General features: G+C 50.0%; 18 protein-coding genes and 1 pseudogene. 14 read left to right on the top strand and 5 right to left on the bottom strand.

The features are described from left to right. The 8 genes and pseudogenes from WM95_RS20935 (at position 1) to WM95_RS20895 (ending at position 8539) form a co-directional block, all read left to right on the top strand. Entirely contained in the window at positions 1-384 is a 384-nt protein-coding gene (locus tag WM95_RS20935; RefSeq protein ID WP_086544374.1) for a TIGR03751 family conjugal transfer lipoprotein, read from the top strand. After that, positions 384-3200 carry a conjugative transfer ATPase gene (locus WM95_RS20930; RefSeq protein ID WP_032676587.1) on the top strand — a complete coding sequence of 939 codons (2817 nt, stop codon included), beginning with the start codon at positions 384-386 and terminating at the stop codon, positions 3198-3200. Before WM95_RS20935 ends, WM95_RS20930 begins: the two co-directional genes overlap by 1 nt. After that, a pseudogene (locus WM95_RS20925) lies at positions 3197-3599 on the top strand (hypothetical protein). Before WM95_RS20930 ends, WM95_RS20925 begins: the two are co-directional and overlap by 4 nt. A 266-nt stretch (positions 3600-3865) precedes the next feature. Then, positions 3866-4273: a TIGR03757 family integrating conjugative element protein gene (locus WM95_RS20915; protein WP_032676590.1), complete on the top strand. Its 408-nt coding sequence runs from the start codon at positions 3866-3868 to the stop codon at positions 4271-4273. Beyond that, positions 4270-5241, top strand: a complete 972-nt coding sequence (locus WM95_RS20910) for a TIGR03756 family integrating conjugative element protein (protein ID WP_032676591.1) — start codon at positions 4270-4272, stop codon at positions 5239-5241. The genes WM95_RS20915 and WM95_RS20910 overlap by 4 nt, the downstream gene beginning before the upstream one ends. 11 nt (positions 5242-5252) lie before the next feature. Further along, positions 5253-6647 carry an integrating conjugative element protein gene (locus WM95_RS20905; RefSeq protein ID WP_000709002.1) on the top strand — a complete coding sequence of 465 codons (1395 nt, stop codon included), beginning with the start codon at positions 5253-5255 and terminating at the stop codon, positions 6645-6647. Between the two features lies 1 nt (position 6648). After that, positions 6649-6987, top strand: coding sequence for a hypothetical protein (locus tag WM95_RS20900; protein ID WP_032676594.1), 339 nt, complete (start codon positions 6649-6651; stop codon positions 6985-6987). A gap of 10 nt (positions 6988-6997) precedes the next feature. After that, positions 6998-8539, top strand: a complete 1542-nt coding sequence (locus tag WM95_RS20895) for a conjugal transfer protein TraG N-terminal domain-containing protein (RefSeq protein WP_032676595.1) — start codon at positions 6998-7000, stop codon at positions 8537-8539. A 131-nt stretch (positions 8540-8670) separates the two neighbouring features. Here WM95_RS20895 and WM95_RS20890 read toward each other — a convergent pair whose 3' ends face one another. After that, on the bottom strand, positions 8671-9879 hold the full coding sequence (locus tag WM95_RS20890) for an IS256 family transposase (protein ID WP_015386429.1): 1209 nt from the start codon (positions 9877-9879) through the stop codon (positions 8671-8673). Beyond that, on the bottom strand, positions 9789-10214 hold the full coding sequence (locus WM95_RS27660) for a hypothetical protein (RefSeq protein ID WP_088544975.1): 426 nt from the start codon (positions 10212-10214) through the stop codon (positions 9789-9791). The genes WM95_RS20890 and WM95_RS27660 overlap by 91 nt, the downstream gene beginning before the upstream one ends. 226 nt (positions 10215-10440) lie before the next feature. Here WM95_RS27660 and ppl point away from each other — a divergent pair, with 226 nt between their 5' ends. Then, positions 10441-13128 (top strand): anti-phage protein Ppl, encoded by a 2688-nt coding sequence (gene ppl, locus WM95_RS20880; protein ID WP_032676599.1) that lies wholly within the window; start codon positions 10441-10443, stop codon positions 13126-13128. A 170-nt stretch (positions 13129-13298) separates the two neighbouring features. Here the strand turns inward: ppl and WM95_RS20875 are convergent, their stop codons facing one another. Next, on the bottom strand, positions 13299-15128 hold the full coding sequence (locus WM95_RS20875) for a hypothetical protein (protein ID WP_032676600.1): 1830 nt from the start codon (positions 15126-15128) through the stop codon (positions 13299-13301). 447 nt (positions 15129-15575) lie between these two features. Here WM95_RS20875 and WM95_RS20870 point away from each other — a divergent pair, with 447 nt between their 5' ends. The 4 genes from WM95_RS20870 (at position 15576) to WM95_RS20855 (ending at position 21203) form a co-directional block, all read left to right on the top strand. Continuing rightward, positions 15576-18695: a hypothetical protein gene (locus WM95_RS20870; protein ID WP_032676602.1), complete on the top strand. Its 3120-nt coding sequence runs from the start codon at positions 15576-15578 to the stop codon at positions 18693-18695. 528 nt (positions 18696-19223) lie between these two features. Further along, positions 19224-19511, top strand: coding sequence for a hypothetical protein (locus WM95_RS20865; protein WP_123923331.1), 288 nt, complete (start codon positions 19224-19226; stop codon positions 19509-19511). An 82-nt stretch (positions 19512-19593) separates the two neighbouring features. Further along, positions 19594-20412 (top strand): hypothetical protein, encoded by an 819-nt coding sequence (locus WM95_RS20860; protein WP_032676604.1) that lies wholly within the window; start codon positions 19594-19596, stop codon positions 20410-20412. After that, entirely contained in the window at positions 20412-21203 is a 792-nt protein-coding gene (locus WM95_RS20855; protein WP_032676605.1) for a site-specific integrase, read from the top strand. Before WM95_RS20860 ends, WM95_RS20855 begins: the two co-directional genes overlap by 1 nt. A 27-nt stretch (positions 21204-21230) precedes the next feature. On the opposite strand, the gene WM95_RS20850 is transcribed toward WM95_RS20855, so the two are convergent. Both WM95_RS20850 and umuD read right to left on the bottom strand, forming a co-directional pair. Further along, positions 21231-22505, bottom strand: coding sequence for a Y-family DNA polymerase (locus WM95_RS20850; protein WP_032676606.1), 1275 nt, complete (start codon positions 22503-22505; stop codon positions 21231-21233). After that, the gene (gene umuD, locus WM95_RS20845) at positions 22505-22939 is read right to left on the bottom strand and encodes a translesion error-prone DNA polymerase V autoproteolytic subunit (protein WP_032676607.1); all 435 of its coding nucleotides are present in this window, start codon (positions 22937-22939) and stop codon (positions 22505-22507) included. Before umuD ends, WM95_RS20850 begins: the two co-directional genes overlap by 1 nt. Positions 22940-23125: 186 nt before the next feature. Between umuD and WM95_RS27270 the strand changes: the two genes are divergently transcribed. After that, entirely contained in the window at positions 23126-24313 is a 1188-nt protein-coding gene (locus tag WM95_RS27270) for an FRG domain-containing protein (RefSeq protein WP_032676608.1), read from the top strand. Positions 24314-24433: the final 120 nt, after the last annotated feature.

Raw genomic sequence — 24433 nt, 5'->3', positions numbered from 1 at the left:
ATGTTGGTCGTTGTACCGCTTGCCCTCTCGGGTTGCAGTACGTCAAAAGAGGAAATGTTGCCGCCTGGCGACAGCACCATGCTTGAATTATGGAACGATGGTGCATCGGCAACTCATGCTACCAACGAGAGCAGAACAACACTTCGCCGGCCAGTTACAGACAGCGAACGTGAGATCAATCAGCAGGTCAGTAACAGCTACAGCCGCACCCAGGAAAATGAAATTCAGCAGACGTTCCCGCGTCTGCCAAATCCTGACATGGTCATGTATGTTTTCCCGCATCTGGCTGGCGGGAACACGCCGGTTCCAGGCTACAGCACCGTCTTTCCTTTCTACAGCCAGGTACAGTATGCGTTGCCTGGTGAGCGAACGGAGGATCTCTGATGGCTTTCCCCCTATTTGGCCGACGTCGAGCGTCTCAGGATGCTCATCAGTACGGTAACGGTCCGTTTTCCGTCAGTGGGTATGAACCGCTTACCCGGGAAGGGCAACTGACTCATTCAGATGAAGCGCGTCTGTATTCCACTGCACCTTCCATTATCGATCATGTTCCATGGGGCGAGTATTTGCCAGAGCATGAATGCATTCTGCTTGACGATGGTGTATCCGTTGGGGCCGTATATGAGATTATCCCGGTGGGCACTGAAGGGCGCCCGGAAACACGTCTGGACGAGATCTGCAATATCGCTGAGAACGCCCTACAGGACAGTCTCCCTGAACTGGATGATCATCAATGGGTGGTACAGTTTTTCTGCCAGGATGACTCTGATCTCTCTACTTATATGGATACTATCAGAGGCTATGTCAGGCCAAGAGCTCAGGGAACCGCATTCACTAAAGCCTGGCTGGCTGAACAGGAGCGCCACCTTGAAAATGTGGCGGTGGAACAGGGGCTTTTTGTAGACGAGGCTGTCACAGGGGCCGCCTGGAGAGGGCAAATTCGCAGAACGCGCATGGTGGTTTACCGTTGGGTTGAGACACCGTATCGTGACCCCATGCCACCGGAGGTGCTGCTGAAACAGGTCTGCGATCGCCTGACAGCAGCTCTGAGCGGTGCCGGTATCCGGTGCGAAAAGCAGAACGGCGAGCAAATCCATAGTTGGCTGTTGCGCTGGTTCAACCCGGCGCCGGCGTGGGTCGATAAGAAAACATTGTATCGTTGCGCAAAACACTCCGATCATGCACCGGGCGATCTGCCTCTTCTGAATGATTTCAGCGAAAGCCTCTGGTTTACCCGCCCGCGAAGTGATGCCGAAAGCGGTGTGTGGTGGTTTGATGATGTGGCACATAAAGCTGTTCCGGTTGCCCGCCTGCGTACTGCACCTTCCACTGGTCATCTGACGGGGGAGGTAAAACGTGGTGATAATGTGAATGCCATTATGGATCTGCTTCCGGAAGGGACAGTTCTGGCCATGACCCTGGTGGTTCAGCCTCAGGACAAACTTGAAGAAAGTTTTGCGAGCCTGAGCCGCAATTCAATGGGGGAGAATGTTGATTCCCTGCGTGCTCGTGAAGACGCTGCTACAGCGCGTAATTTCCTGGGAAACAAACACAAACTTTACCGTGCGGCCATCACACTGCTTATCAAGGCTCAGGACAAGGAAACACTCGATAAACGGTATCTTGATCTCAGCAGTAAATTACTGAACTGTGGGATGGAACCGATAAATCCAGAACACGATATTGGCCCTCTCAGCAGTTATATGCGTGCGTTACCCATGTGCTTTAACCCTCAAATGGATAAACACAACTGGTACACGCGCCTTATGTTTGTACAGCATTTTGCATGTCTCGCCCCTATTTATGGTCGTGACACCGGTACTGGTCACCCGGGGCTTACGTTCTGGAATCGTGGTGGTGGCCCCCTGTCCGTAGATCCACTTAATAAAAATGACCGTACCCAGAATGCGCACCTGCTGCTTTTCGGGCCGACAGGTGCCGGTAAATCTGCCACTGCGCTCGATAAACTGGCTCAGATGGTGGCAATCTACCGCCCCCGTATATTTTTGCTGGAAGCGGGTAACAGCTTCGGTCTGTTTGGAGATTACTGTAATTCGCTGGGGCTCTCAGTGCACCGTGTCAGTATCAAGCCTGGTAAGGTTATTTCACTTGCTCCGTTTGGCGATTCACATCTGCTCATGCAGGCGAAACCTGAGACGCTAGTGACAAGCGAAGAGGCCCTCCCTGACATTGATGAAGATGATGAGGACAAGGACGAAGAACGTGACATTCTGGGTGAAATGGAGATTGCAGCGCGGTTGATGATCACCGGTGGTGAAGCAGCAGAAGAGGAGCGAATGACACGCGCCGACCGCGGTATGATTCGTGAGGCGATACTCATTGCGGCTCGTAAAGCGTTTGACGAAAACCGCCAGATGCTACCGGAAGATTTAATGTTCTCGCTTGAGAACATTGCCCGCGATGTCAGCATGGGAGAAGACGGCCGCGAGAAACGCACGCCAGCGCGACGTGCGCGAGCTGAAGAGATGGCAGAAGCATTACGCATGTTTACCGAAGGTTTTGAAGGGGAGTTGTTTAACCGTCCGGGCGCGCAATGGCCAGAGGCAGACGTGACTATTGTTGATTTAGGTACGCTGGCGCGTGAAGGCTATGAAGCTCAGATGGCCGTTGCTGTCATCTCGCTGCTTAATACGATTAACAACATCGCAGAAAGGGAACAGTTCAGCGATCGGGATATCATTGTGCCAATCGACGAAGCGCATATTGTAACTGCTAACCCGCTGTTGGGCCCGTATGCAACCAAAATTGTCAAAATGTGGCGTAAGCTCGGATCATGGCTGTGGTTGTTCACACAGAACCTGGAGGATTTCCCTGACACTGCGAAAAAAATGCTCAATATGGCGGAGTGGTGGATCTGCCTCGTTATGCCACCTGATGAAGTTGAACAAATAGCGCGATTTAAGACGCTCACAGAAGAGCAGAAGGCGATGCTGTTGTCCGCGACAAAACTTCCGAGAAAATACACAGAGGGAGTTATTTTGTCCCGTAAGGTACAGGCGTTGTTTCGTGCGGTCCCCCCCAGTTTGTACCTGGCGCTGGGAATGACTGAAAAAGAGGAAAAAGCCGAAAGACGGGCCATTATGAATGAATTAAATTGCCCGGAGCTTGAGGCCGCATTTCACGTTGCGCGCCGCCTCGATGAGAAACGTGGCATTGGTACTATTCAGGGGACAATATGAAAAAACTGATTATGGCGACGCCGATCGTTGTACCGGACAAGGCTTTTATTGCCTCTGTTATTTTTACCGTTCCGCCGTTCTGCCTCAGTCGGTGTGGCTGACAGTGAGTCGATTAAGCATCTGCAAGGGGAGATCGTTAAGAGACTGGAGCAGCCTGTATTGCTGTCGGTCTATCCTCACCGGGTTGGCCGGCGCAGCTGCGTTGCAGTGCACCTCAGCGACGTGCATGAGAAAACCCTGGATATCCTGATAACTGTTACCGGCAATACACTCTGGCCAGCAGAACAGGAGTACCGGTCGGGTATCCGATGGAATATCTGTGTACCCGATGCAACCGATATGCTCTGGGTTCTTAAGGAAATCGACAGGGTGACCTGTGACACCGGATGTGACTTATAACCCTCCGACCTTGCCAGACAGCGGTGTGTTTTCCGCTGTCTGGTAAGGGGGGAGGCTGCGGGTGCGGGCGGCAAAGAGCCCGCGTGTATTAAAGTTCCTGCATTTAAAAAATGACATTTCCAGCGATCTGAGATTTATGCTGACGTACAGATGATGAATTACCAGGGCAAGATTAATTATCATTTTTCACGTCAGAATTAATTACTGACCCCTCCTTAAAGAGAACGCACCCTGAATAGGTTTTTCACACTCAGGGAGTGTTTTTCATGAAAATGCCATTTTGCTGCCTGGCAGCACTGTTCCTTTCCGTCGGTGCCAGTGCCGGCACAGTGATATATACCGACTCCTCTCATGCCATAGCAGCAAATCCTGGTCCGGATGTCTCCGTTGTTGAGCTCGATGCGCCCGAACGTGCACAGGCTGACATTTTCGGTCAGTTATCTGCCGATCCCGTTCTTGCAGAACAACGTGCCCGGGCAGTGATCTCTTCCCCGAATTTCCGGCAGCAGCAACAACAACTGGCGGAAGCTTATGCGGGTGTCACTCATGCCTGGTCCCTCGGCCTGGAAAAATACCCGGCTGTGGTTTTTGATGACGTCTTTGTTGTCTACGGTACGACTGATGTCAACGAGGCGACCCGTCAGCTCGCTGCCTGGAAGGAGAAGAACCGATGAAATCTTTCTCCTTCCGCCCACGTCGACTGGCGATCGCCACATTGCTGGTTTGTTCCGGCACCATGGCCAGCGTCAATACAGCGAATCTTCTGGCCAGCGCGGCAAGTACAGACTGTATCAGCTGGCGTGTCAGTGGTATCTGCTACTGGTTATTGTGTACTCCATTTGGTTGCACGGTGAAAACCTCGGTAAAAGTGACGCATTTCATTCCGGAGGCTGTGGTATCGGCTTACCTCAATCCCGGAGATAACCCCTGGACTGAAATGGCCACAGTTAGTGACGCCGCCAGCGGTGCTGAAGGTTCCCTGCTGGAAAGTGTGACGGGCGTGAGTACGGGGGGCGGTCGTCAGGAGATGAAAGCTCCCGGGGAACGTAAGCAGAACCTGCATTTCTATTACGGCGACGCCTGGGGCCATCCAGCTACGAAAATCATTGGCGGTATGGTGCCGGGCTATTCATGCGACAGCGCTGCTACTCCTTTCATGCCCTATTTCAACAGCTCACTGGATGCTCTGGTCTGGCGAACGGGCGTCCCGGAGACCCTTTATCCCGAAGCACTCATCCCCGGGCAACGAGAAATCGGGGAAACCACATCCGGCAATATGTGGGGGAACGTTTATCCACGTAGCGGGTTTGTCACCCAGACAGACAGTTACAAATCAGCAGCGGTTGTAGTTCAGCGTGTCGCTGACGTCATTACCCGCTCCGGCCAGCTCCATGTCTACAACCCCCTTACGGGACAGAAGTCCCCGGGTTACTGGCCACCCGAGCCGGTAAAAGAAAATACCGGCACGAAAAACCACAAATGGCAGCGACTTTCGCCTCAGTTGTCCCAGACCTGTGCAGTGTTTCCCGACACCAATGGCCAGATTGCCCAGGACGGTAACTATGCCTGGGCATTGTGGCAACCGTACAGCTGCTGCAAACGTCGCGGCCAGACGTTCCTTTCCAGCACCGATTTCTCATAAAGGTTCAGAACATGAAAAAAGCAGGACTTTTACTGATTTTTGCCTCGCTGCCGGCAATGGCAGCTGATATCTCTTTGTCTTCATCGGGGGCGTCAGTTAGCGGTAACGCTATCAGCGATGGGCTCTTTTATTCTATTGGTGGTGGTTCGGTTATTTCACCCCCGCCCAGTCGTAACAATATGTCCAGGATAGGCATTAATGGTGGCCTTAGCAGTGATCTGATGTGTGGCAATTTCGACATCAAAACAACCGTTGGCAACCAGCTGAATGGTATTACCAGCGGGTTTAAGGATTTGATGGGGAATGTGATTCAGGGGGCGACCGGTGCTGTCATGAGTATGCCGGCAATGGCTATTCAGCGCGCAAACCCCGGGCTGTATGAAATGCTCACCAATGGCGTTCTGCAGGCCGGTTTGAGTTTTGATAAAGCGATGTTGAACTGTCAGAGCATGTCGAAGAAGCTGGCTGATTATACCATCGGCAATAAATGGCAGCAGGTAGCCGTCTCTGAAGAGTACAAAGATATTGTGGCCACAAGTGGTGGCGATGCGGTTTCCAGCGACCAGAAACTGCAAAAAGCAACCGGAGAGGAAGGCGTGACGTGGGTCGGTGGGCAGAAAAGGGGAGGTAAGGGGCAGCCCGCAATTCAACCCACTCGGGATCTGGCCAAAGCTGGTTATAACATGATGAATAATTTGCCAGTGACCAGTAACAGCAGCGTCGGCTCCTCGAGCTGCAATGGTACCGCATGCCAACGTTATAAATCTTCTGAAGAGGCCGCAGCGGCCGTTGTTAAAGTGCTTGGTGATCGCTCCATCAGGACTTGCCGGGAAACCAGTGAATGTACCAGTGGTGGAACCGATAACCAGCCGGGCAGTGCTGTCGCTGGTACTGGCTTTTCTCCCATCCTTGAGGATGCCACGAAAGAGAATCTGGAGCAGCTTAGTAAGCTGGTTAGTGGTGAACTGCAGCCCACCACTGATAACCTTTCCGCACTGAAAACCGGCAGTCTGGTTGTCACCCGCGGGGTAATTCAGGCATTACGTGACGATCCAGACAAAGCGGCCCTGGTTCAACGGCTTGCCGGCGAACTGGCGATGTCCGATACCGTTGAAACCGCGCTAACAATGCGCAGGATGCTCACCACCGGTGAATCCGAACCTAATGCTGCAGAGCAGCCGGAAGCTATTGCCGAGGGTGATCGCCGCATCGATGCCCTCGATCGCGAGCTGACGGCGCTGCGTAATGAGATGGAGTTACGCAAATCTATCAGCAATAACAGTCTGCTTACGGCACTGGAACGGCAGGGAACAAGGAATCAGGATAACCGTCTGCAGCAGAAAGCCGGTAACGAGGACCAGGGCTTCAGCCAGATGGGCCAGTCTCAGTCTTCCGGAGCAAACTGATATGAGACTTAACCCGCTCAGCGGCCATATTGGCCGCATTCTCCTTATGGTGCTGCTCATTCTGTTGATGACGGCCAGCATGTTTGCTATCGCAGCGGTATTTATGGCTTACGACCCTGATGGCCACATCACACGGCGCTGGTTGCATGACAGCCGATGGGGACTGTTTGCCTGGCGACTGGTTCTTTATGGCTGCCTTATTACCGCCTGGATACTGAAGGTACGCCCACAGGCATTAATCCGTTGGCCGGACGGACGTCCACGTCTTGTGCGTATGGAACTGATGGGGGTGTTGTTCCTGGTAGCCACAGAATATGTGGCCTGGACAAGCGCTGTGTAAGGAGAGGACGATGACAGCAAACAGTTTTCTGGAATATTTTCTCGTTCTCTTTGGCTGGGTAATGAACAATGCCATGTGGAGCATTCTCAGCAATACGGGACTTTTTGCATTGCCACTGGTGGTCAGGGTTCTTGGCGTCTGGCTGAAAGTGAGGGAGGAGGGGGCTGACGAGGGGAACAAAGGGCTCCTTGCCCTTCCGCGAATCGAACATGCACTGTATGTGTCTTATCTTGTGATGCTCTTTTGCTGTATTCCGCTGTTGCCGGTTGATATCAGCACAATCAAGTTCGACAGCTCGCGCGCTAAACAGTGTGGCGTCAGTGTGCCGACGCCACAGAATTCCGGCTACAAGGGACTCGTTAATGATTTTGACGGTCGTACGGCCGAGGTTCCAGTATGGTGGTATCTCCTGCATATGATGTCGAAGGGTACAACGCAGGCAATGATTGCATCAATCCCATGCGGTACGAATTTGCGGCAGATGCGTTTTGACGTTCAGAACACGAAGCTGCGTGATCCTGTGTTGCTGCAGGAGGTCCAGGAATTTGCAGATCAATGTTACTCGAGAGCATATTTCAGGTTGAAAAACAGCAACAGCCAGCTCAGTGATGCCACCATCAACTCTGTGGGCTGGATAGGTAGCAGCTACTTTCTGAATACTACCGGATATTATGACTACTACACGGCTATGACGCCACGTAGCCAGTGGCCTTACAACAGCAGCCGGGACAGTGGCTATCCAGATACTGGCGCAGGTGGATATCCAACATGTAAGACGTGGTGGTCCGATGGTACTTCCGGGCTTCGCAAAAGAGTTCTGGCCAGCTTTAGTGATAACACACGTAAGGAGATGCAACGCCAGTTCCCCGGACAGCAGTGGGAAGAAATCGCCCTACGCTGGCTTGTCAGCCCACGTAACGCAGATCTGTCCGGGGGCGGTACCACTTATGCTGTTGGCAGTAGCGATACAACCACCGGAGTAGTTGGTAATCTTACACGCCTTACCTCGTCTATTGGTCTTGGACTGAAACAGGCCGAAGCGTTACCTGGTTTTGATGCATTGAAACAGGCATTGCCAATGATTCAGGCATTATTGTTGATGATGGTAATCACGGTCATACCGGCATTACTGATGTTCAGCGCCTACGATCCGAAAACTATTTTTACTATCTCCTTCGCGTTATTCGCTCTTCAGTTCATCACGTTTTGGTGGGAGCTGGCAGGCTGGCTTGATGACAGATTGATCACCATCCTCTATGACAATATGGCTGAGCAGGGGATTGCAAACAGCTCGGTGCCTTTCGCGGCTTTCTTTAGTTCAACGGCTGATGGATGGATTATGAACCTGGTTCTGGGGATGATGTACTTGGTATTTCCCGCGTTTTGGGTAGGAATGCTTAGCTGGATTGGCGTTAATTTGGGAACAGCAATAACTACTGGATTAGAAAAAGGTGGTTCTCAACCACAGCAGGCGGGAGCCGAGGCTGGAAGAGGAGCTCAGCAGATTGTTACAGATAAAGTCGGGGGAGCTATAAAAGGAAGCTTCAAATAGTAGTATTCATTCCATAGAGGACTGCCCATAGAGGACTGCGCGATATTTGAAACGCGCAGTTCATCTATTATCAGTCCATTTCCTATCTTGATCTGCCGACCCTGTACACGATTCTGTGTAAATGCCTTTTCTCAGAAGTGACCGTCCAGGCGGTCACCGAACTCGATAATAAAGCGGCTCATTGCCATACGCCAGTCCCTCAGCGGCATCGTCCATTTCTGTGAGGCCGCCTGGATTGCCAGCCACACCACCTTTTTCACCGCGTCGTCCGTCGGGAACACCTTACGCTTTTTGATAGCATGCCGGATCACGCTGTTCAGTGATTCTATGGCGTTGGTGGTGTAGATGACTTTGCGGATGTCTGCCGGGTAAGCGAAGAACGTCGCCAGGTTGGCCCAGTTTGCCTGCCAGCTTCGGCTTATCTGCGGATAGCGGCTGTCCCAGGCTGCGGCGAACGCTTCCAGCGCCTGCTGGCCTGCTTCTTCCGTCGGTGCCTGGTAAATCGCTTTCAGGTCGCGGGTGACGGCTTTGTAGTCCTTCCAGGAGACGAACCGCAGGCTGTTGCGCACCATATGCACGATGCACAGCTGGATGCGGGCCTCCGGATACACCGCGTTGATGGCGTCCGGGAAACCTTTCAGGCCGTCAACGCAGGCAATGAGGATATCGTTCAGGCCACGATTCTTCAATTCTGTCAGCACATTCAGCCAGAACTTCGCCCCTTCATTTTCGGCCAGCCACATCCCCAGCAACTCTTTCTGGCCTTCGATATTAATGCCCAGCGCCAGGAACACTGATTTATTGATGACACGACTATCCTGTCGGACTTTCAGGACGATACAGTCAAGATAAACAATGGGATAGACTGCATCCAGCGGACGATTTTGCCATTCGACAACCTGCTCCATGACCGCATCGGTGACCTTTGAGACCAGCGCGGGTGAGACATCCGCGTCATACAACTCTTTGAACGCGGCGGCGATCTCGCGTGTGGTCATCCCTTTGGCATACAACGATAAAATCTGGTTATCCATGCCGGTAATGCGGGTCTGGTTTTTCTTCACCAGTTGGGGTTCGAAGGAGCCATCACGATCGCGTGGGGTACGTAGTTCCAGAGGGCCATCGCCGGTGGTAACGGTCTTTGTGGAATAGCCGTTACGGGAATTAGCCCCCAGTTTGGGCTGATTTTTATCGTAGCCCAGATGGTGGGACATTTCGGCGTTGAGAGCCGCCTCAACGCTGATTTTCTTCAGCAGGCGATCGAACTGGTTGAGATCGTCAGGGGTTTTGAGATTTTTGGCCAGTTCGTTAGCCAGAGCCTGCAACTGTTTTTCGTCCATAAATTAACCTGCTTTTGATGTTGGATTGAACATATCAAAATCAGGCAATTACACAAATTTATGTACAGACTCTGATCTGCCCATTCAGCCCTTTCTTCTTCCCAACGTGCTCTCCATTCGTCATTTCGTTTTTTACGTTCGGGAGTTATGGTCAGAATATTTGCTATACCATCGAGTACGGAGGTTCCACATGCATTGGTTGCACTGGTTAGTGCAATTGGCTCAGGTTTTTTCCGCTTTAACTTGGACTCATCACAAACGATATTGCGGCGTTTTGTGGTGAAGCGCGCAAAGGTGCTGCTTAGGTCATCTTTATTGAAACCGTCTTCGCTCATGGCAACGACTCCTCATTTTGTCTTTTTGTCTAATAAATAAGCTACTAAAAATCCCCTTTACACGCAAATTATAAAGCGCTATTGGGGGAGGGTATCGGCTCACCTGCGCGTTCTTTGGCGGCGAGCTCCAGCCCGCAACCTAAGAATATATGACGAAATGTTTCTGGATTACTAGGTGAATGCTTCTATAGTGGGATGACTTCTGGCATCACATGGAAAAGAAACAATGACGGTAGGATCACGCTGGTTTAAATTTGATTTTCATAACCATACCCCGGCCTCAGATGACTACAGAGTACCGGATCTCCAGCCCCGGGAATGGCTGCTGGCTTACATGCGACAGCAGGTCGACTGTGTTGTCATTAGTGACCATAACAGTGGGGCCTGGATTGACGTTTTGAAAGCGGAACTGGCGAACATGTCCCGGGACGCCAGTTCCGGTGAACTGGCAGACTTCCGGCCGTTGACTCTGTTTCCGGGGGTGGAGCTCACGGCCACCGGCAACGTCCATATCCTCGCAGTGTTGCACACCCAGAGCACCAGTGCCGAGGTGGAACGGCTCCTGGCCCAGTGCAACAACAACTTCCCTATTCCGCGTGAAACCCCCAATCATCAGCTTGTGCTCCAGCTGGGACCTGCGGGCATCATCAGTAATATCCGTCGTAACCCGGAAGCGATTTGTATCCTCGCACACATTGATGCAGCGAAAGGCGTTCTGACAAGCCTTACTAATCAGGGGGAATTGGCTGCCGCTTTTCAGGCAAACCCTCATGCTGTGGAGATCAGACACAGGGAGGAGGATATTACGAACGGGACTCACCGGCGTCTGATTGCGGATTTGCCATGGCTCCGGGGATCAGATGCGCACCACCCTGAACAAGCGGGAGTGCGCACTTGCTGGCTGAAGATGTCCGCGCCTGATTTTGACGGTCTCAGGCATGCATTACTCGATCCGGAAAACTGCGTGTTGTTCGATGATAACCCTCCGGAGGCACCAGCTTCACATTTGCGAAGCCTGACATTCAGGACTCGACTTTGCCGGCCGGCGGACCAGAATGGGGCCTCCGTCGAGTTCAGTCCGTTTTACAACGCGGTGATCGGCTCCCGGGGCAGTGGTAAGTCCACGCTTATCGAAAGTATCCGTCTGGCCATGCGAAAAACCGAAGGACTGACTGTGTCTCAAAGCAACAAGTTGAGCCAGTTCAGTCAGACGGGGATGGGCATGGAGGCGGATTCTTTCATCGAATGTGTATTCCGCAAAGAAGGCACCGATTTCAGGCTCAGCTGGCGGCCCGGTGGTCGTCATGAATTGCATATCTTCAGCGAAGGTCAGTGGGTGCAGGACAATCACTGGTCAGCAGACCGTTTTCCCCTCTCGATATACAGCCAGAAAATGCTCTACGAGCTGGCGTCGGACACAGGGGCATTCCTGCGCGTCTGTGACGAGAGTCCGGTGGTCAACAAACGTGCCTGGAAAGAGCGCTGGGATCAACTGGAAAGAGAATATCTGAATGAGCAAATCACGCTGCGTGGTCACTTGGCCAGCCAGACGATCGCGGGCACACTGCAGGGGGAGCTGTCTGATGCTGAACGGGCCGTCAGTCAGTTGCGGTCCAGTGCGTACTATCCAGTTTGCACCCGTCTGGCCACGGCCCGGGCTGAACTGTCTGCGGCGACTCTTCCTCTGGAGCATCATGAACAGCGTGTCGCTGGCCTGAGGGCGCAGGCGGAAGAGTCAGTACAAGTCCCGGTTCTCCAGGTGGAGGCGTCTGCACCACTGACAGCATTTATGACGCGTCTTTCGGACGTACAGCAACAATATGAACAGCGTCTTGACACGCTGTTGTCAGACTATGCCGCGGAACTCGATGCCATCAGGCAGGAGCCCTCTCTTCTCGCACTGGAAGAGGTGGTCCGCAACCAGGAGGAAACCGTACAACGTGAGGCTATTGCGTTACGGGAGCAGGGGCTCAATCCGAATGTCCTCGATGAGCTGATGACACGTTGCGAGTCGCTGAAATCGGAGCTGAGAAATTACGCCGATCTTGACGGGACGATTGCTGCCTCCGCAGCGAAGTCCGCAGAATTGCTGGCTGAAATGCGTAACCACCGTATGGTACTGACCGAAAAGCGGAAGGCGTTTCTGTCCTCCCTGTCTCTCAGCGCGCTGGAAATAAAAATTCTGCCGCTCTGTGCCCCGTATGAAGACACTGTATCTGGCTATCAGGCGGTAACCGGCATAGGCAACTTTGCCGAACGTATCTATGATAATGGTGACGGAAGCGGGCTGCTTCACGGCTTTATCAGTCTGCGTCCGTACAGTCCGATGCCAGCGGCTACGGAAAGCAAATATCTTGAGCTGGATAAGCTTAAAGCGCTGCATCTTGCTATCAATCGCGAGGAGCCGGGCGCCGGGGCAGAGCTTCACGGTGCTTTCAGAAATCGCCTTAAAGGTCTGAATGAAGCGCAACTGGATGCCCTGCAATGCTGGTATCCGGATGACGGGATCCACATTCGTTACCAGACGCCCGGGGGAGGAATGGAAGACATTTCCTCTGCCTCACCAGGACAAAAAGGGGCGAGCATGTTGCAGTTCCTGTTGTCGTATGGCACCGATCCACTTCTGCTGGATCAACCAGAAGACGACCTGGACTGCCTGATGCTAAGCATGAGCGTTATCCCTGCCATCATGGCAAACAAGAAACGCCGGCAGCTGATTATCGTGTCGCATTCTGCCCCAATAGTCGTCAATGGTGATGCGGAATACGTTATCAGTATGCAACACGACCGCTCTGGCCTGTACCCGGGGCTTTGTGGAGCGCTTCAGGAGACGCCGGTGAAGGCGCTGATTTGCCGACAAATGGAGGGAGGGGAAAAAGCATTCCGTTCCCGTTATGAGCGGATACTAAGCTGAGAAACTGTACCATCCCTAGGGCAGACAGACGTGTCAGAAGAGTAGCACCTGCGTGCCATTGAGTGTTTGAAAACCCGAACATTGGCCCCCATCATGCTGTTGGAGGCAGCATGATGGGGGCCGATGAGGCCTGTGAGTTACCCTTTCCCCTGACAGCCGTCACCAGAGTGTCAGTGGTGAGCATTGAGCCATGCAATCAGAAGTGCATCGCTACGGGAAAGCGTCCCATTTTTCAGCTGATTATCAATGGCTGTGTACAGTTTTTTTTCAGTGATTCCGTGAAGGGGGTTCAGTTCCCTGAAAACTGACTCACTGGTAAACTGGCACCGGGTAAATGCTTCCTCAGCGGTACTGACGGTTGGGTGGATCACCACAATATTAAACAACGCGCTGATGGTTGCCCGCAGATAGTGTTCAAGGTTCACCGTCAGCAGGTCAATGTGCGGGCTGGTGCCTGCATTGTGCACGATGGTGTTTCTCAGCAGATACAGGCGGTGAAGATGCCGGGTGACTTTCTCTGCATGCTGCTGCAGTTTATCCGCCATTTTCTCGGGTGACGCACAGATCCCGGCAAGCTTACGCACTCGGTACATGACATACGGAAAGTGCTGTAAATCTGCCTGAAGCTCCCGGGCCCGGTCTGCATCTTTAAGAAGGGCATAGAGCTGCCCCAGTGGAAGTGAGGCAATGTCTGGTGTGCGTAAGGGGTGTCCCGGTTCTCGCAGGATGAAGCGAAGCACTTTTCTTAGTGAAAAAAGCTGTTTAACAATATAATCCAGCACCATGCAGGGAGCCACAACGCTGATGACATGCTGTTCATGTGATGGTGTGCCAGGGGCAACCCCTAGCGTTAATGATTCAAGTGCCGACCAGTAAGCGGTGAAACGACTCTCCTGAACCTGGCTTTCAATACCGTTACGGAAAAACCGAAATACGGAGCTGATTTTTTTACGGGACACATCCGGTGTATCTGTGAATAGCCGGTTCATCGCCACCATAAAGCGCGCAAACTCCTCGTCCGTTAACCGGTCCGAGTTTGCCTCGATTTCATTATCGAAGCGCGGCACTTCGGCTTCGTCTTCATCCCTGATTATCATGAACTGTTTCTGGACGGTGATATCTCCCTTACCCACCATGTAGGCAATGACATCCAGGGATTCACGAAGCATCTGACCGGCCATGTTACGGGCAGATGTGTCAGACATTGAGCAAACTGGTATATCGACAGAGAGGGAGAAGCGTTGTCGGGCTTCATCAAGTGGCCGGAACACACATCCGTTGAACTGCAGTGTGGGTCCTTGCGTGTTAAGCAGGGTGTGCAGTTTCTCACTGATAATAAACATCCGGACTGTTACGTCCCGGGTAGGTGTTACCAGTTTCTGCCGGAACGAGTGAAAGGCGGTCCGGAAAGCGTCCGGTTCAGTACTCACATTTCTGAAAATATTGATGTACAGCAAGTAACATTCCGTAAGCGTCATTCCCCGGGTGAGGAGCACACTCATGACCCCGTTCGTCAGTGCGTAAATATCCCGCGCACAGTTTTCATCCAGAGGGTGCTCTGTAAACAGCTCCTGTTCAAGCATCTCAAGAGCCTCAGTGATATAACTGGCCTCGGTGATATCCGCCAGTTGTACGCAGAGGCTACAGATAAGACGAGGACGCTTTTCCACCGGGCTGCGAGTGGGGTCAACCAGCAGATCTCTGTCCAGAAGACTCACCAGTTGAGCGGGGATGTCCTCAAATGCCTCTCTCCTGAGAACTTGATCGGTCTCGAGTAACTCGAGCAGTTCTGTGGCCACCCGGAGTCTTTTTTTATCGGCACTGAAACGATCTTCCATTTCGTAAAGAAACAGCAGTTCGCGGATTGTGTTGAGTGGATTGCTGTATCCGACACGGTCCGTATCCGGGCTGTTTTTATGGCAGAAGTTGGACCAGCATTCAGTAAAATAGAGCTGACGCTCGGTAAGCACGTCCCTGTTCAGACGTCGGTCGATACGCATAGGTCTGGAAATCTCTTGTACGGTGAGTTATGATTCATTCATACCATATTTAAATCATCTGCCGCCATGCGGGGGATGTCACCGAAAAAAACGGCTCTCCCTTCTGTCAGTGGCTCAGTCCCGGGAAGGCTCAGGGCCTCATCTTCAGAAAGCCACCCTTACTGGTGGCTTTTTTTTCAGCAGTCCGGGATCCTTGTTTCACCTTGGCACTCCTAGAAATTGCAGGTTGTAAAGCTCACAGTATTACATCATTGCTAAAATTGCATTGTATTCCGATTTTGTCTCTGATTATGCAATGTTCTGTTTCCCTTCGATCCGAAAAAAGCATAAATCGGATAATAGGGTGACGAACTTTGCATGAAGGGCATCAGGTGACATTTTCCAGAGAAAAAAAGCTCCCTACCGCTTATTATTCATGAAATTTCTTATGGAAAACGCAGGATATCTATGTTTGGAAAACTTCTAAAAAGTGTCTCATGGCAGGTCAGAGCTGAGCTCCGACGGAGCCTGAAGTCGAACCGGGATTACAAAAAACTACGCTGGAACCCGGTGGAGAGAATACTTATTGCCTGCACCACCCATTACATCCGGGCTATGCTGGTTCTCTGGTCCGCAGCCTTCGCGGCTGTTGGCGTGGTCGAATATTTTCGCCCTGTACTACTACCTTTCGCTCTGCAGCATTTCAAGGGTATTACCACGCTTTCAGGTTGGATGTCTAATTTACTGGGTAGCCAGTTGACTATTATCGGTATCGTTTTTCCACTTGTCGTGGGCCTTATAAGTGTTCTGTTTCAAAAAAAATCAGCAAGGATCCATATCCAATCAGCATATCAACTTCATTCCGGATATTTGTTTGCTGGTCTGAGTGGACTGTCACTTGCCGCATTTATTGTGTTGGGCGGTATGACGTTATCTGTTGGTGACAGATACCTTAATACAGCTTTCGCCGTTACTGCTTTTGTGTGGATGCTTTTCAATATTATTCTGTCTATCTGGTTCTTCGTCTCCAGTCTGAATGTCCTGGATGAGAGCAAGCGCGATCGACTAATGAATAAGTTTTTTTTGTCTCAGATAGTGGATGACTACATTCAAAAAGCATATATTCTGGCGTGGCTGCGCTACCCGGGGGCTAACGTAGGTGAAAATTACCTCGGTAATATTAAAACACTGCCTTACTCAATCTCTGAGAAAGACGACATGCTTCATGTTAAATCTAATATCAGTAAAGGTGATGTTGTTACAGATATTTATGTTAGGCCATTTTTATTTCTGCTGAGAAGGCTAGAGGCGGTAGATGGGCAGGATGCGGAAATTATCATTTTGCCCTCCTTTGGTGTTCGTTCTGGTGAACTGACTTTATTGTCATCGAGAAATATCAAGCCTGTTTCAGGATTGTGGCGGTGGTTATTTAGCCGTTGTATTGTAACAGGGCGCCCTGAGAACAAAAGGGATCTGGATGATATTACTTTTGATTTCTTTGGTGAGGCTTACGATGCACTTAACGATAAAAATATTAGCGTCTTCAGAACAGGGATTGAACGATTAACAGATACCTATACCTCTATCAAAAGAAGTTACAATTACGGGGTCGATAAAAATTATCTGGATGAAGTAAAAGAATCAGGTTTTAGCCATACTTTCAGTGATTCATTCCATTATGAATTGAGAAAGTTTTTTCGTGAATCCGTAAAATCAACGGAATATTCAGGCGAATATTTCCGTGAATCGATGGCCATTCCATTGCAAGTGTACAGAAAAACACAGAGCACGTGTTTTACCGATTTCAGACAGTTTTTACTTTCGCTTTTCAGGGTGTGGCATGTGTTAAACGAGTGGAAAGCGGGACTGGGGGGCCCCCTCTCGGCCAGCCAGGAGCTGACTCACCAGGCCCTTATCCGCGAGTATATCGGACTGTGGGAAGGCTGGAGTATGACCACGATCACTGGCAAACCCGGGAGTGAAGATTCTTCTGGCCGCCTGATGTATCATCTGCATAATACCGCCAGGCTTCTTATTCCGTCAGTGGTTGCCGATAATGCCTCTTCCGTGCGATATGCTCACGACGTTCTCTGCCTCTGGTTTAATCAGAGCCGGTTTACACGGTACTGGGAGGAAGAGTACCGCTGGCACAGTTTCTTCCTGACTCCGGATTATCTGTCCCAGAAGGAGACTGATCCGCAGTGGGATATGTTACTCAGGGGCAGCCTGTATAAAAAAGATGCGGCCTTGTCCATTATATTTTCAAATGCCTTATCTGATTTGCGGTTGTTAATGGCAGGGTATCTTATTGCGCATTTTGAACCGCAAAAAAATATAGACTTAGCCGATCTTGTGAATCATCTCATTATGTCTGAATTATATGAAGATAGAGATACACATGACACGCTGACGCCTGCATTCAGATGTTCTGTCGATATCATTGACATGATACTGAGAATTGAGCACTGTAATCTGCATACGAATACAAGCTGGTACAGTGGGTTATCCGAAACCATTGAGGTTATGAACTCATATAATGAAAGGCCTTACATTCCTGGGCGTATGTATACAGGAGTATATGAAGATTTAGGGAGTCTCTACGGGGCGTTTGCCTTGCTGGCTATAAAGCTCGCAAGGCCTGCGGAACAGGTTACACAGCGTGTTAATGAAGCCCTGGCGGGAGGGTTGTTTTCCTACTTCAGTAAACACAGAATAATTTCTATTCTTGAACGACTGAAGCGAGACCCTTCAGTCCCTTATGAAGGCTATATCATTTCAGAAGCAGATTATGTAACGAATGTGGTTTTTTTTAATGATGTTCTGGATAAATACATTGATGTTTTCAGTCGTAGTAAAATGGCAGATATCCTTGCTGCTGAAGTAGACCAGGAACGACTGCGGAATACCGATATTCGTCTTACAAAAGAATCCCCAGAAATATTGACTGAACATGCTCTACTTAAACATTTCAGCTTTTCTCAAGATACAGAGTGTAATCGCCACTGGCAGGTCAGATTTATCTCAGGCAATGTTTCCAAAGAGTATGTTTCCAGAGAGATAAATCGTAATTTCTACGGAGATTTTCCGTCTGTATCAGATGTAAGGTCAAATATTCTCAACGAACTGCATTATTTACTGTGGAAATCACAGGCCAAACTAACGATGAAAGTTAAAAGCCTGGATGTTCTTCTAAAACAAGTCGCGCGACGGTCCGCTGATCAAAAGAATTACATTCTGGTGATCTATGGTTCTTGCTTCAGTGAAGAATTGAGAGATCTGGCCTATCAGCGGGAAAGACATGCAGCTTTTGACATACATGCTGATGCGTCAGCCAGGGGTATCCACTCTCTGCCCTTCAGGGTAAATAACTGTATTATTTACCTTGTCCACAATTCCGAACAGGAGTATTCACTTATGGTCAGCACGGAATCCTTTGGTGAACTCAGGCTGTTCAGGTATCCGGATGGAACCCTTTTCAACACCTTCTACCGCAGCAGCGACGATCCACTTGAAGGTGTAATGAAAACGCTCTGGGAGATGGAGATGGAAATCACTGATACACCAGTGGCGCGGTTTGAACATCGCTGATCAAAATTACGGTGACCCCTGATGGGGTCGCTGTTTAATTGAATTAGAGTTATCAATCAATACAAATTTTGCTCCTCAGGGAATAATCACCAATTCGCAACAATCCTTCTCTTTTAGTGCTATTCATACAATAATCCCTTTTCCCCGCTCCTGAGATCCGAAAAAAGGTTGACCCGGATCTGCTTCCCCCCTCCGGGGCGCTGCGGCTATTTAACCCGACATGTGGGGGGAATGCCGCCACCGTCACGCTATATGCTGTATTTTCGCCATCTTTCGTGACCCGGCGAGCAGGGCGGAAAAAGGCCGCCCTGCTTCTTCACTGACCGTGGTACCCTTCCGGAAAGTCGTTATACGTAAGAAAATCGGATCCCGCCGGAACCGGCATCCGGTAATTTAATGGCGTGGTTATATGCCTGGTTATTATCAGGTGAGTGATTATCACAAAGCGCGATAATACAAAAGGCAGGGATGGCGTCAGGAAGATATGTTTTCATGGCGGGAACATTTTATGTGGAATGAGTGAGAGGCGTGATGACATTTAAAGAGTTAATCAGTGTACTGAGACTCATGCACTATAAACTGGAGTGGCTGTGGATCCTGAATTTTGGCACCGGTACACCAGAACTTATAACGGGTGGGCGTTCACTTGCTGGATTTGATGCCCAGAGCAAAACATGGCGTTTTAATGCTGCCGACCGGTGCATTAAAGAAAGCGATAAAGTCTGGCCACCCCTCAATCGCCAGTCAGTTATGCAGCTGGATATGGGAGCAGTTAATTATATAAATCGGATGTACGGTGGTGATTCTGACGATTGACGGGATTTCACAACAGTGCAGGGGCGCTGAGTAATGGCGGGCGGGATTTCACATTTACAAAAACACACAGGAGGATGGCGTTATGGGAAGCCTCAAAGACCAGTTGATGGATATTGAAGCTGAACGATTTGATGAATGGCTTGAGGATAATTACCCGGATGTAGTCCCCAATTCTGAAGAATGGGAGCAGGCCGCGAACCTGTACTACTGGGAACAGGAGGCGCTTGCAGACCAAGCACAATGGGATCATGAACACGGGCTGTTTGTGGCTTCCCTGAATAATATTCAGGAGCGCTACCAGCATGCAAAACAGGAACTGAAGAAGCTAGATGCCCTGCTCGATAAGGAGCAGTCTGAACTGGTGTACAGGATGTCTTTCGTGCATACAGTTACAGTGATGGAGGCATACCTGATGTACTGCGCCAGGGCGCTGCTTGAGCATGACTGGCCACTTTGTCGTTTTCTTGTGGAGTATTACCTGAAGTCCGAACGTGTCAAAAAAAACGAAAAGCAGTCAGCTCGTGAGATGGAACTTCATATGTTCAGACCTGCTGCGCGCAATTATGTTTCCCGAATGACGTTTCATAACGTTAAAACTATTGAGCGCTATTTCGGTGCCGTACTCCACATCCCGCCCGTCTGGCCTGTTAAGCCGCTGGGCATCATTGCAGACTGGCGAAACGATCTGGTACACCGCAACGGCGTGGATGAATACGATGTGCCACGAGTCATATCAGCGCAGCAACTGCAGAATGCCCTGCAGAAAGTATCTGACCTGATAGAGGCCGCTCATCTGTCCCTGCGTCTGGAACTGGATTATTTCGGTAACTGGCGCACCGAGGAAAACCGGGAAATCATTTCATCAGCACTGTACATCCCTCCAGCCGGAGAAGAATCCTGATGACCGGACTCGTTACCCCTGGGCAGCATCCGGCACCTTCAGCGCTGTTACCGGTAGCCATCGACTACCCGGCCGCGCTTGCGCTGCGCCAGATGGCTCTGGTGCACGACGAACTGCCGAAATACCTGCTGGCACCGGAAGTCAGCGCCCTGCTCCATTACGTGCCGGATCTGCACCGCAGGATGCTGCTGGCCACCCTCTGGAACACCGGCGCACGGATTAACGAGGCACTGGCGCTGACGCGGGGGGATTTTTCGCTGGCGCCGCCGTACCCGTTCGTGCAGCTGGCCACGCTGAAGCAGCGCGCGGAAAAAGCCGCCAGAACGGCAGGCCGTGCGCCCGCCGGCAGTCAGGCGCACCGTCTGGTTCCGCTGTCCGACAGCCAGTACGTCAGCCAGCTGGAGATGATGGTGGCCACCCTGAAAATTCCGCTGGAACGTAAAAATAAACATACCGGCAGAATGGAAAAGGCACGCATCTGGGAGATCACCGATCGGACGGTCAGGACCTGGCTGAATGAAGCGGTCGAAGCCGCTGCGGCCGATGACATTACATTCTCCGTACCAGTGACGCCGCACACGTTCCGTCACTCCTATGCCATGCACATGCTTTACGCCGGTATTCCGCTGAAGGTGCTGCAGAGCCTGATGGGCCATAAGTCAGTAAGCTCGACGGAGGTGTACACGAAGGTGTTTGCCCTTGATGTCGCTGCCAGGCACCGGGTTCAGTTTCAGATGCCTGCAGATGAAGCAGTAAGTTTGATGAAGCAGATTACTCAACATGCGCGGTAAACCGGTGCATATACAGAGCTACTAGAATTATCTAATCGAAGCGCAAGGGAGATCTGACCATTTCGTTGTATAAGAAGGTGAGAGCATTTCACGTTTCATTTGCCACTCCGGCGCTATCCCTCGTCCGGCAAACCATATTTTTCCCAGTCCGGAATGGTTGATCCCGTCCAGCACTTTCATCAGCTCATCGCTGTTTGCGCGCGGCTGTATCTCGTCAAACAGGTTTAGCTGAGAAACTCCGGTGGGTGTAAAGTCATTCAGCATCACACCGGCCTTTGCATAACGATGGCCATCTATAAAAATACGATCCAGAGCTTTTACTGCGGCGGTGATGATGTCCCGTGTATCGAGTGTGGGAAGGAGCAGCTTTTCACTGGCCACGTTGCCGTAATAAGTCTCCTTGACTGCAAATGGTGAGGTTTTGACGAAAACCGAGATGTGCCGGCAATACTGTCGTTCTCCCCGTAATTTCTCAGCTGCCCGTTCGGCGTACTGACAAACAGCCTGACGCAGCGCCTCATAGGTTGTGATCCTTTCCCCAAAGGAGCGGCTACAGACAATCTGCTGTTTCGACGGAGGAGCCTCTTCAAGCGATATGCATGCTTCCCCATTCAGTTCGCGTACCGTGCGTTCCAGTACTACCGTGAAATTCTTGCGCACAAAGGTCGGGTTCATGCGGGCCAACTGCAGAGCAGTGGTGATCCCGTAGGTATTCAGTTTTTTGCCGATGCGACTGCCAACACCCCAGATTTCTTCGACTGGCTGCAGGGACAGCAGTTTCTCCGTTCGCTTCAGGTTTCCTGGTGTCAGGGCCAGTACGCCCCCGAACTGGGCCCATTCTTTTGATGCCCACTGCGCAGATTTAGCGAGGGTTTTGGTTGGCCCCATCCCCACACCGATTGTTAACCCGGTCCCGTTCTGGACATACTCGCGTAGTTGCCGGCCGAAATCCTCAAAATTCATGCAGCTATCGATGCCACGGATGTCGAGGAACATTTCATCAATGCTGTACTGTTCCACGCGCGGTGCCAGTTCTTCCAGGTGGGACATTACACGGTTGCTCATGCTGGCATAGAGCTCATAATTACTGGAGAACGTGACGATGGGTTCTGGAAATGACATCGCTTTGAGCTGAAACCATGGTACGCCCATTTTTATACCCAGAATCTTGGCTTCCTTTGAGCGTGCGATCACACAGCCATCATTGTTGCTAAGCACTACTACTGGTTTGCCACGCAGGTCAGGACGAAAGACTTTCTCACAGCTCGCATAAAAGCTGTTCACGTCGGCTAAGGCGAACATCACTGTGCTCCGCGAGTTTTATGAACAAAAGCGGTAACAACTCCAAAAATCTGTAGCTGTTCTGGCTCTGGCCATAGCGTTGGATACGCAGGATTCATTGGTTGCAGCCCCGGACGTGGGGTGAGCAGCAGTCGTTTAACGGTAAATTCACCATCGATCTCCGCGATAATGATATCGCCATGCCGTGCTGGTTCGGCCTTATCAACAACCATTAAATCACCTGAATGAAGACCGATGTCTGTCATTGAATTACCAATAGCTCGTACAAAGTAAGTAGAGCCACGTCGCTGAATGCAGTATTCGTTCAGATCTAGTTCGGCTTCTACATAGTCTTGTGCCGGGCTGGGAAAACCTGCGGAACAGCTCTCGATAAACAATGGAATCGATACTTCTGGCGGCTCTGATGTTGGACTAAGGAAGGATAAAACACGCATGATCTCACCCATTGATTAACTGTATGCATATACAGTATTAATTGAGGGGGTGAAAGAATCAAGTACTGTTTTTTAACTTGTTGATAAAGCATCGTTTGATGTTATTGTCTTATCATTACGTAAAACAGCAGATAATGATAATTAGACAAATATTAGTGCACTAACGCATTGAAAAAAGGAAAAAATATGTGTGCAGAAGAGGTAATAAGCTCCGTAGGTGATTTTCTTAAGGTGGTGAAAAGATTCTCACCGGGAAATGAAAAAGTTTTTTATCGTGGGCAGGGAAATGCTATTCATGGAGTGAATTCCAGCCTTTATCGCTTGTTAGATAATACGAAATTAAAACCGTTTAATATAACACAGTATAATTTTATTACTCAACAAATGCAGACTGATGACATTTCAGAGTATGTGTTGGCACATAAGCTTTATGAGAATTTTAAAGATAATCATGTTGTGTATCCTGATGTGAATATAATCAGCGGATACACTATGAACGAAATTGATCTTCATGTGACAGCTCAACACTATGGTTTATCGACAAGGGTTATCGACTGGACAAAAAGCCCATTAGTTGCTCTGTATTTTGCTACAGAAAAAAGAAAAAATTCAGATGAGCTAACTGATGCTTCTGTTTTTATGATTTGGGATACTCCAGATAGTAAATTAGATGTAGTGCAAAGCTCGAAATTTCTCGCTGCAATAAAATCAGAGAAAGATGCTTACAAGGAAATTTACCGTCGAAGTTCTCAGTTTTATAAATCTAACCATGCTCTTTATATTTCGAACCCTTCTGATCCAGTTTTATTGAAAAATATAAAAGATTATCTGGATGATGTAAGTTCACTCTTAATTCATTATGAACCAGGGACAGGGATTAAATTATATTTGAATCAAAGCCTTCATCTTTTTGATTTAATGACTCTGAATTTCAGTTTTACTGGTCAAAATCTTGTCACCCGTTTGTTTGGGAGTTTGACACAATTCTTAGGGGATCTAGACTACAATTACAGTAGGAGTCACGATAACGTTGATATTTTTAATAAGCATCAGACTATAATAAAACCACTACCGATAAATCAACGGGTAAAAAACCAGCAGGGCGTATTGCTTTTTTCAAATAAAATAAATGAAGAAGTTTATGCGGCCTCCATGTTTGGTGCAAGTAATACGGTGTCGAAAATAGATGAGGAAAGTCTTTCCGGTTTACAATCAAACTCGGGGCTTTTGAAGATAGTCATTCCAAAAGAGAAAATTATTGAAATCAGGAAGGAACTGGATTTATATGGATTCACTAAAGAATTCATATATCCTGAGATAATGTCTTTCACAGAGTATATGCAAGAGAAAATAGTTTCAGAAAGTCAAAATTGAATATATACCGTTATTTCATGATTTAAATGCGGAGCATACCAGCTCCGCTTTTTATTGTCGTAACCATTGAAAATGGATCGAGCTCTGATCTAATATGACTCTGTTGTACCGTTGCGTTGT

This window comes from Enterobacter cloacae complex sp. ECNIH7, from assembly GCF_002208095.1.
In the GTDB taxonomy this organism is placed as follows: domain Bacteria; phylum Pseudomonadota; class Gammaproteobacteria; order Enterobacterales; family Enterobacteriaceae; genus Enterobacter; species Enterobacter cloacae_M.
This window is presented reverse-complemented; position numbering and strand designations above follow the sequence as displayed.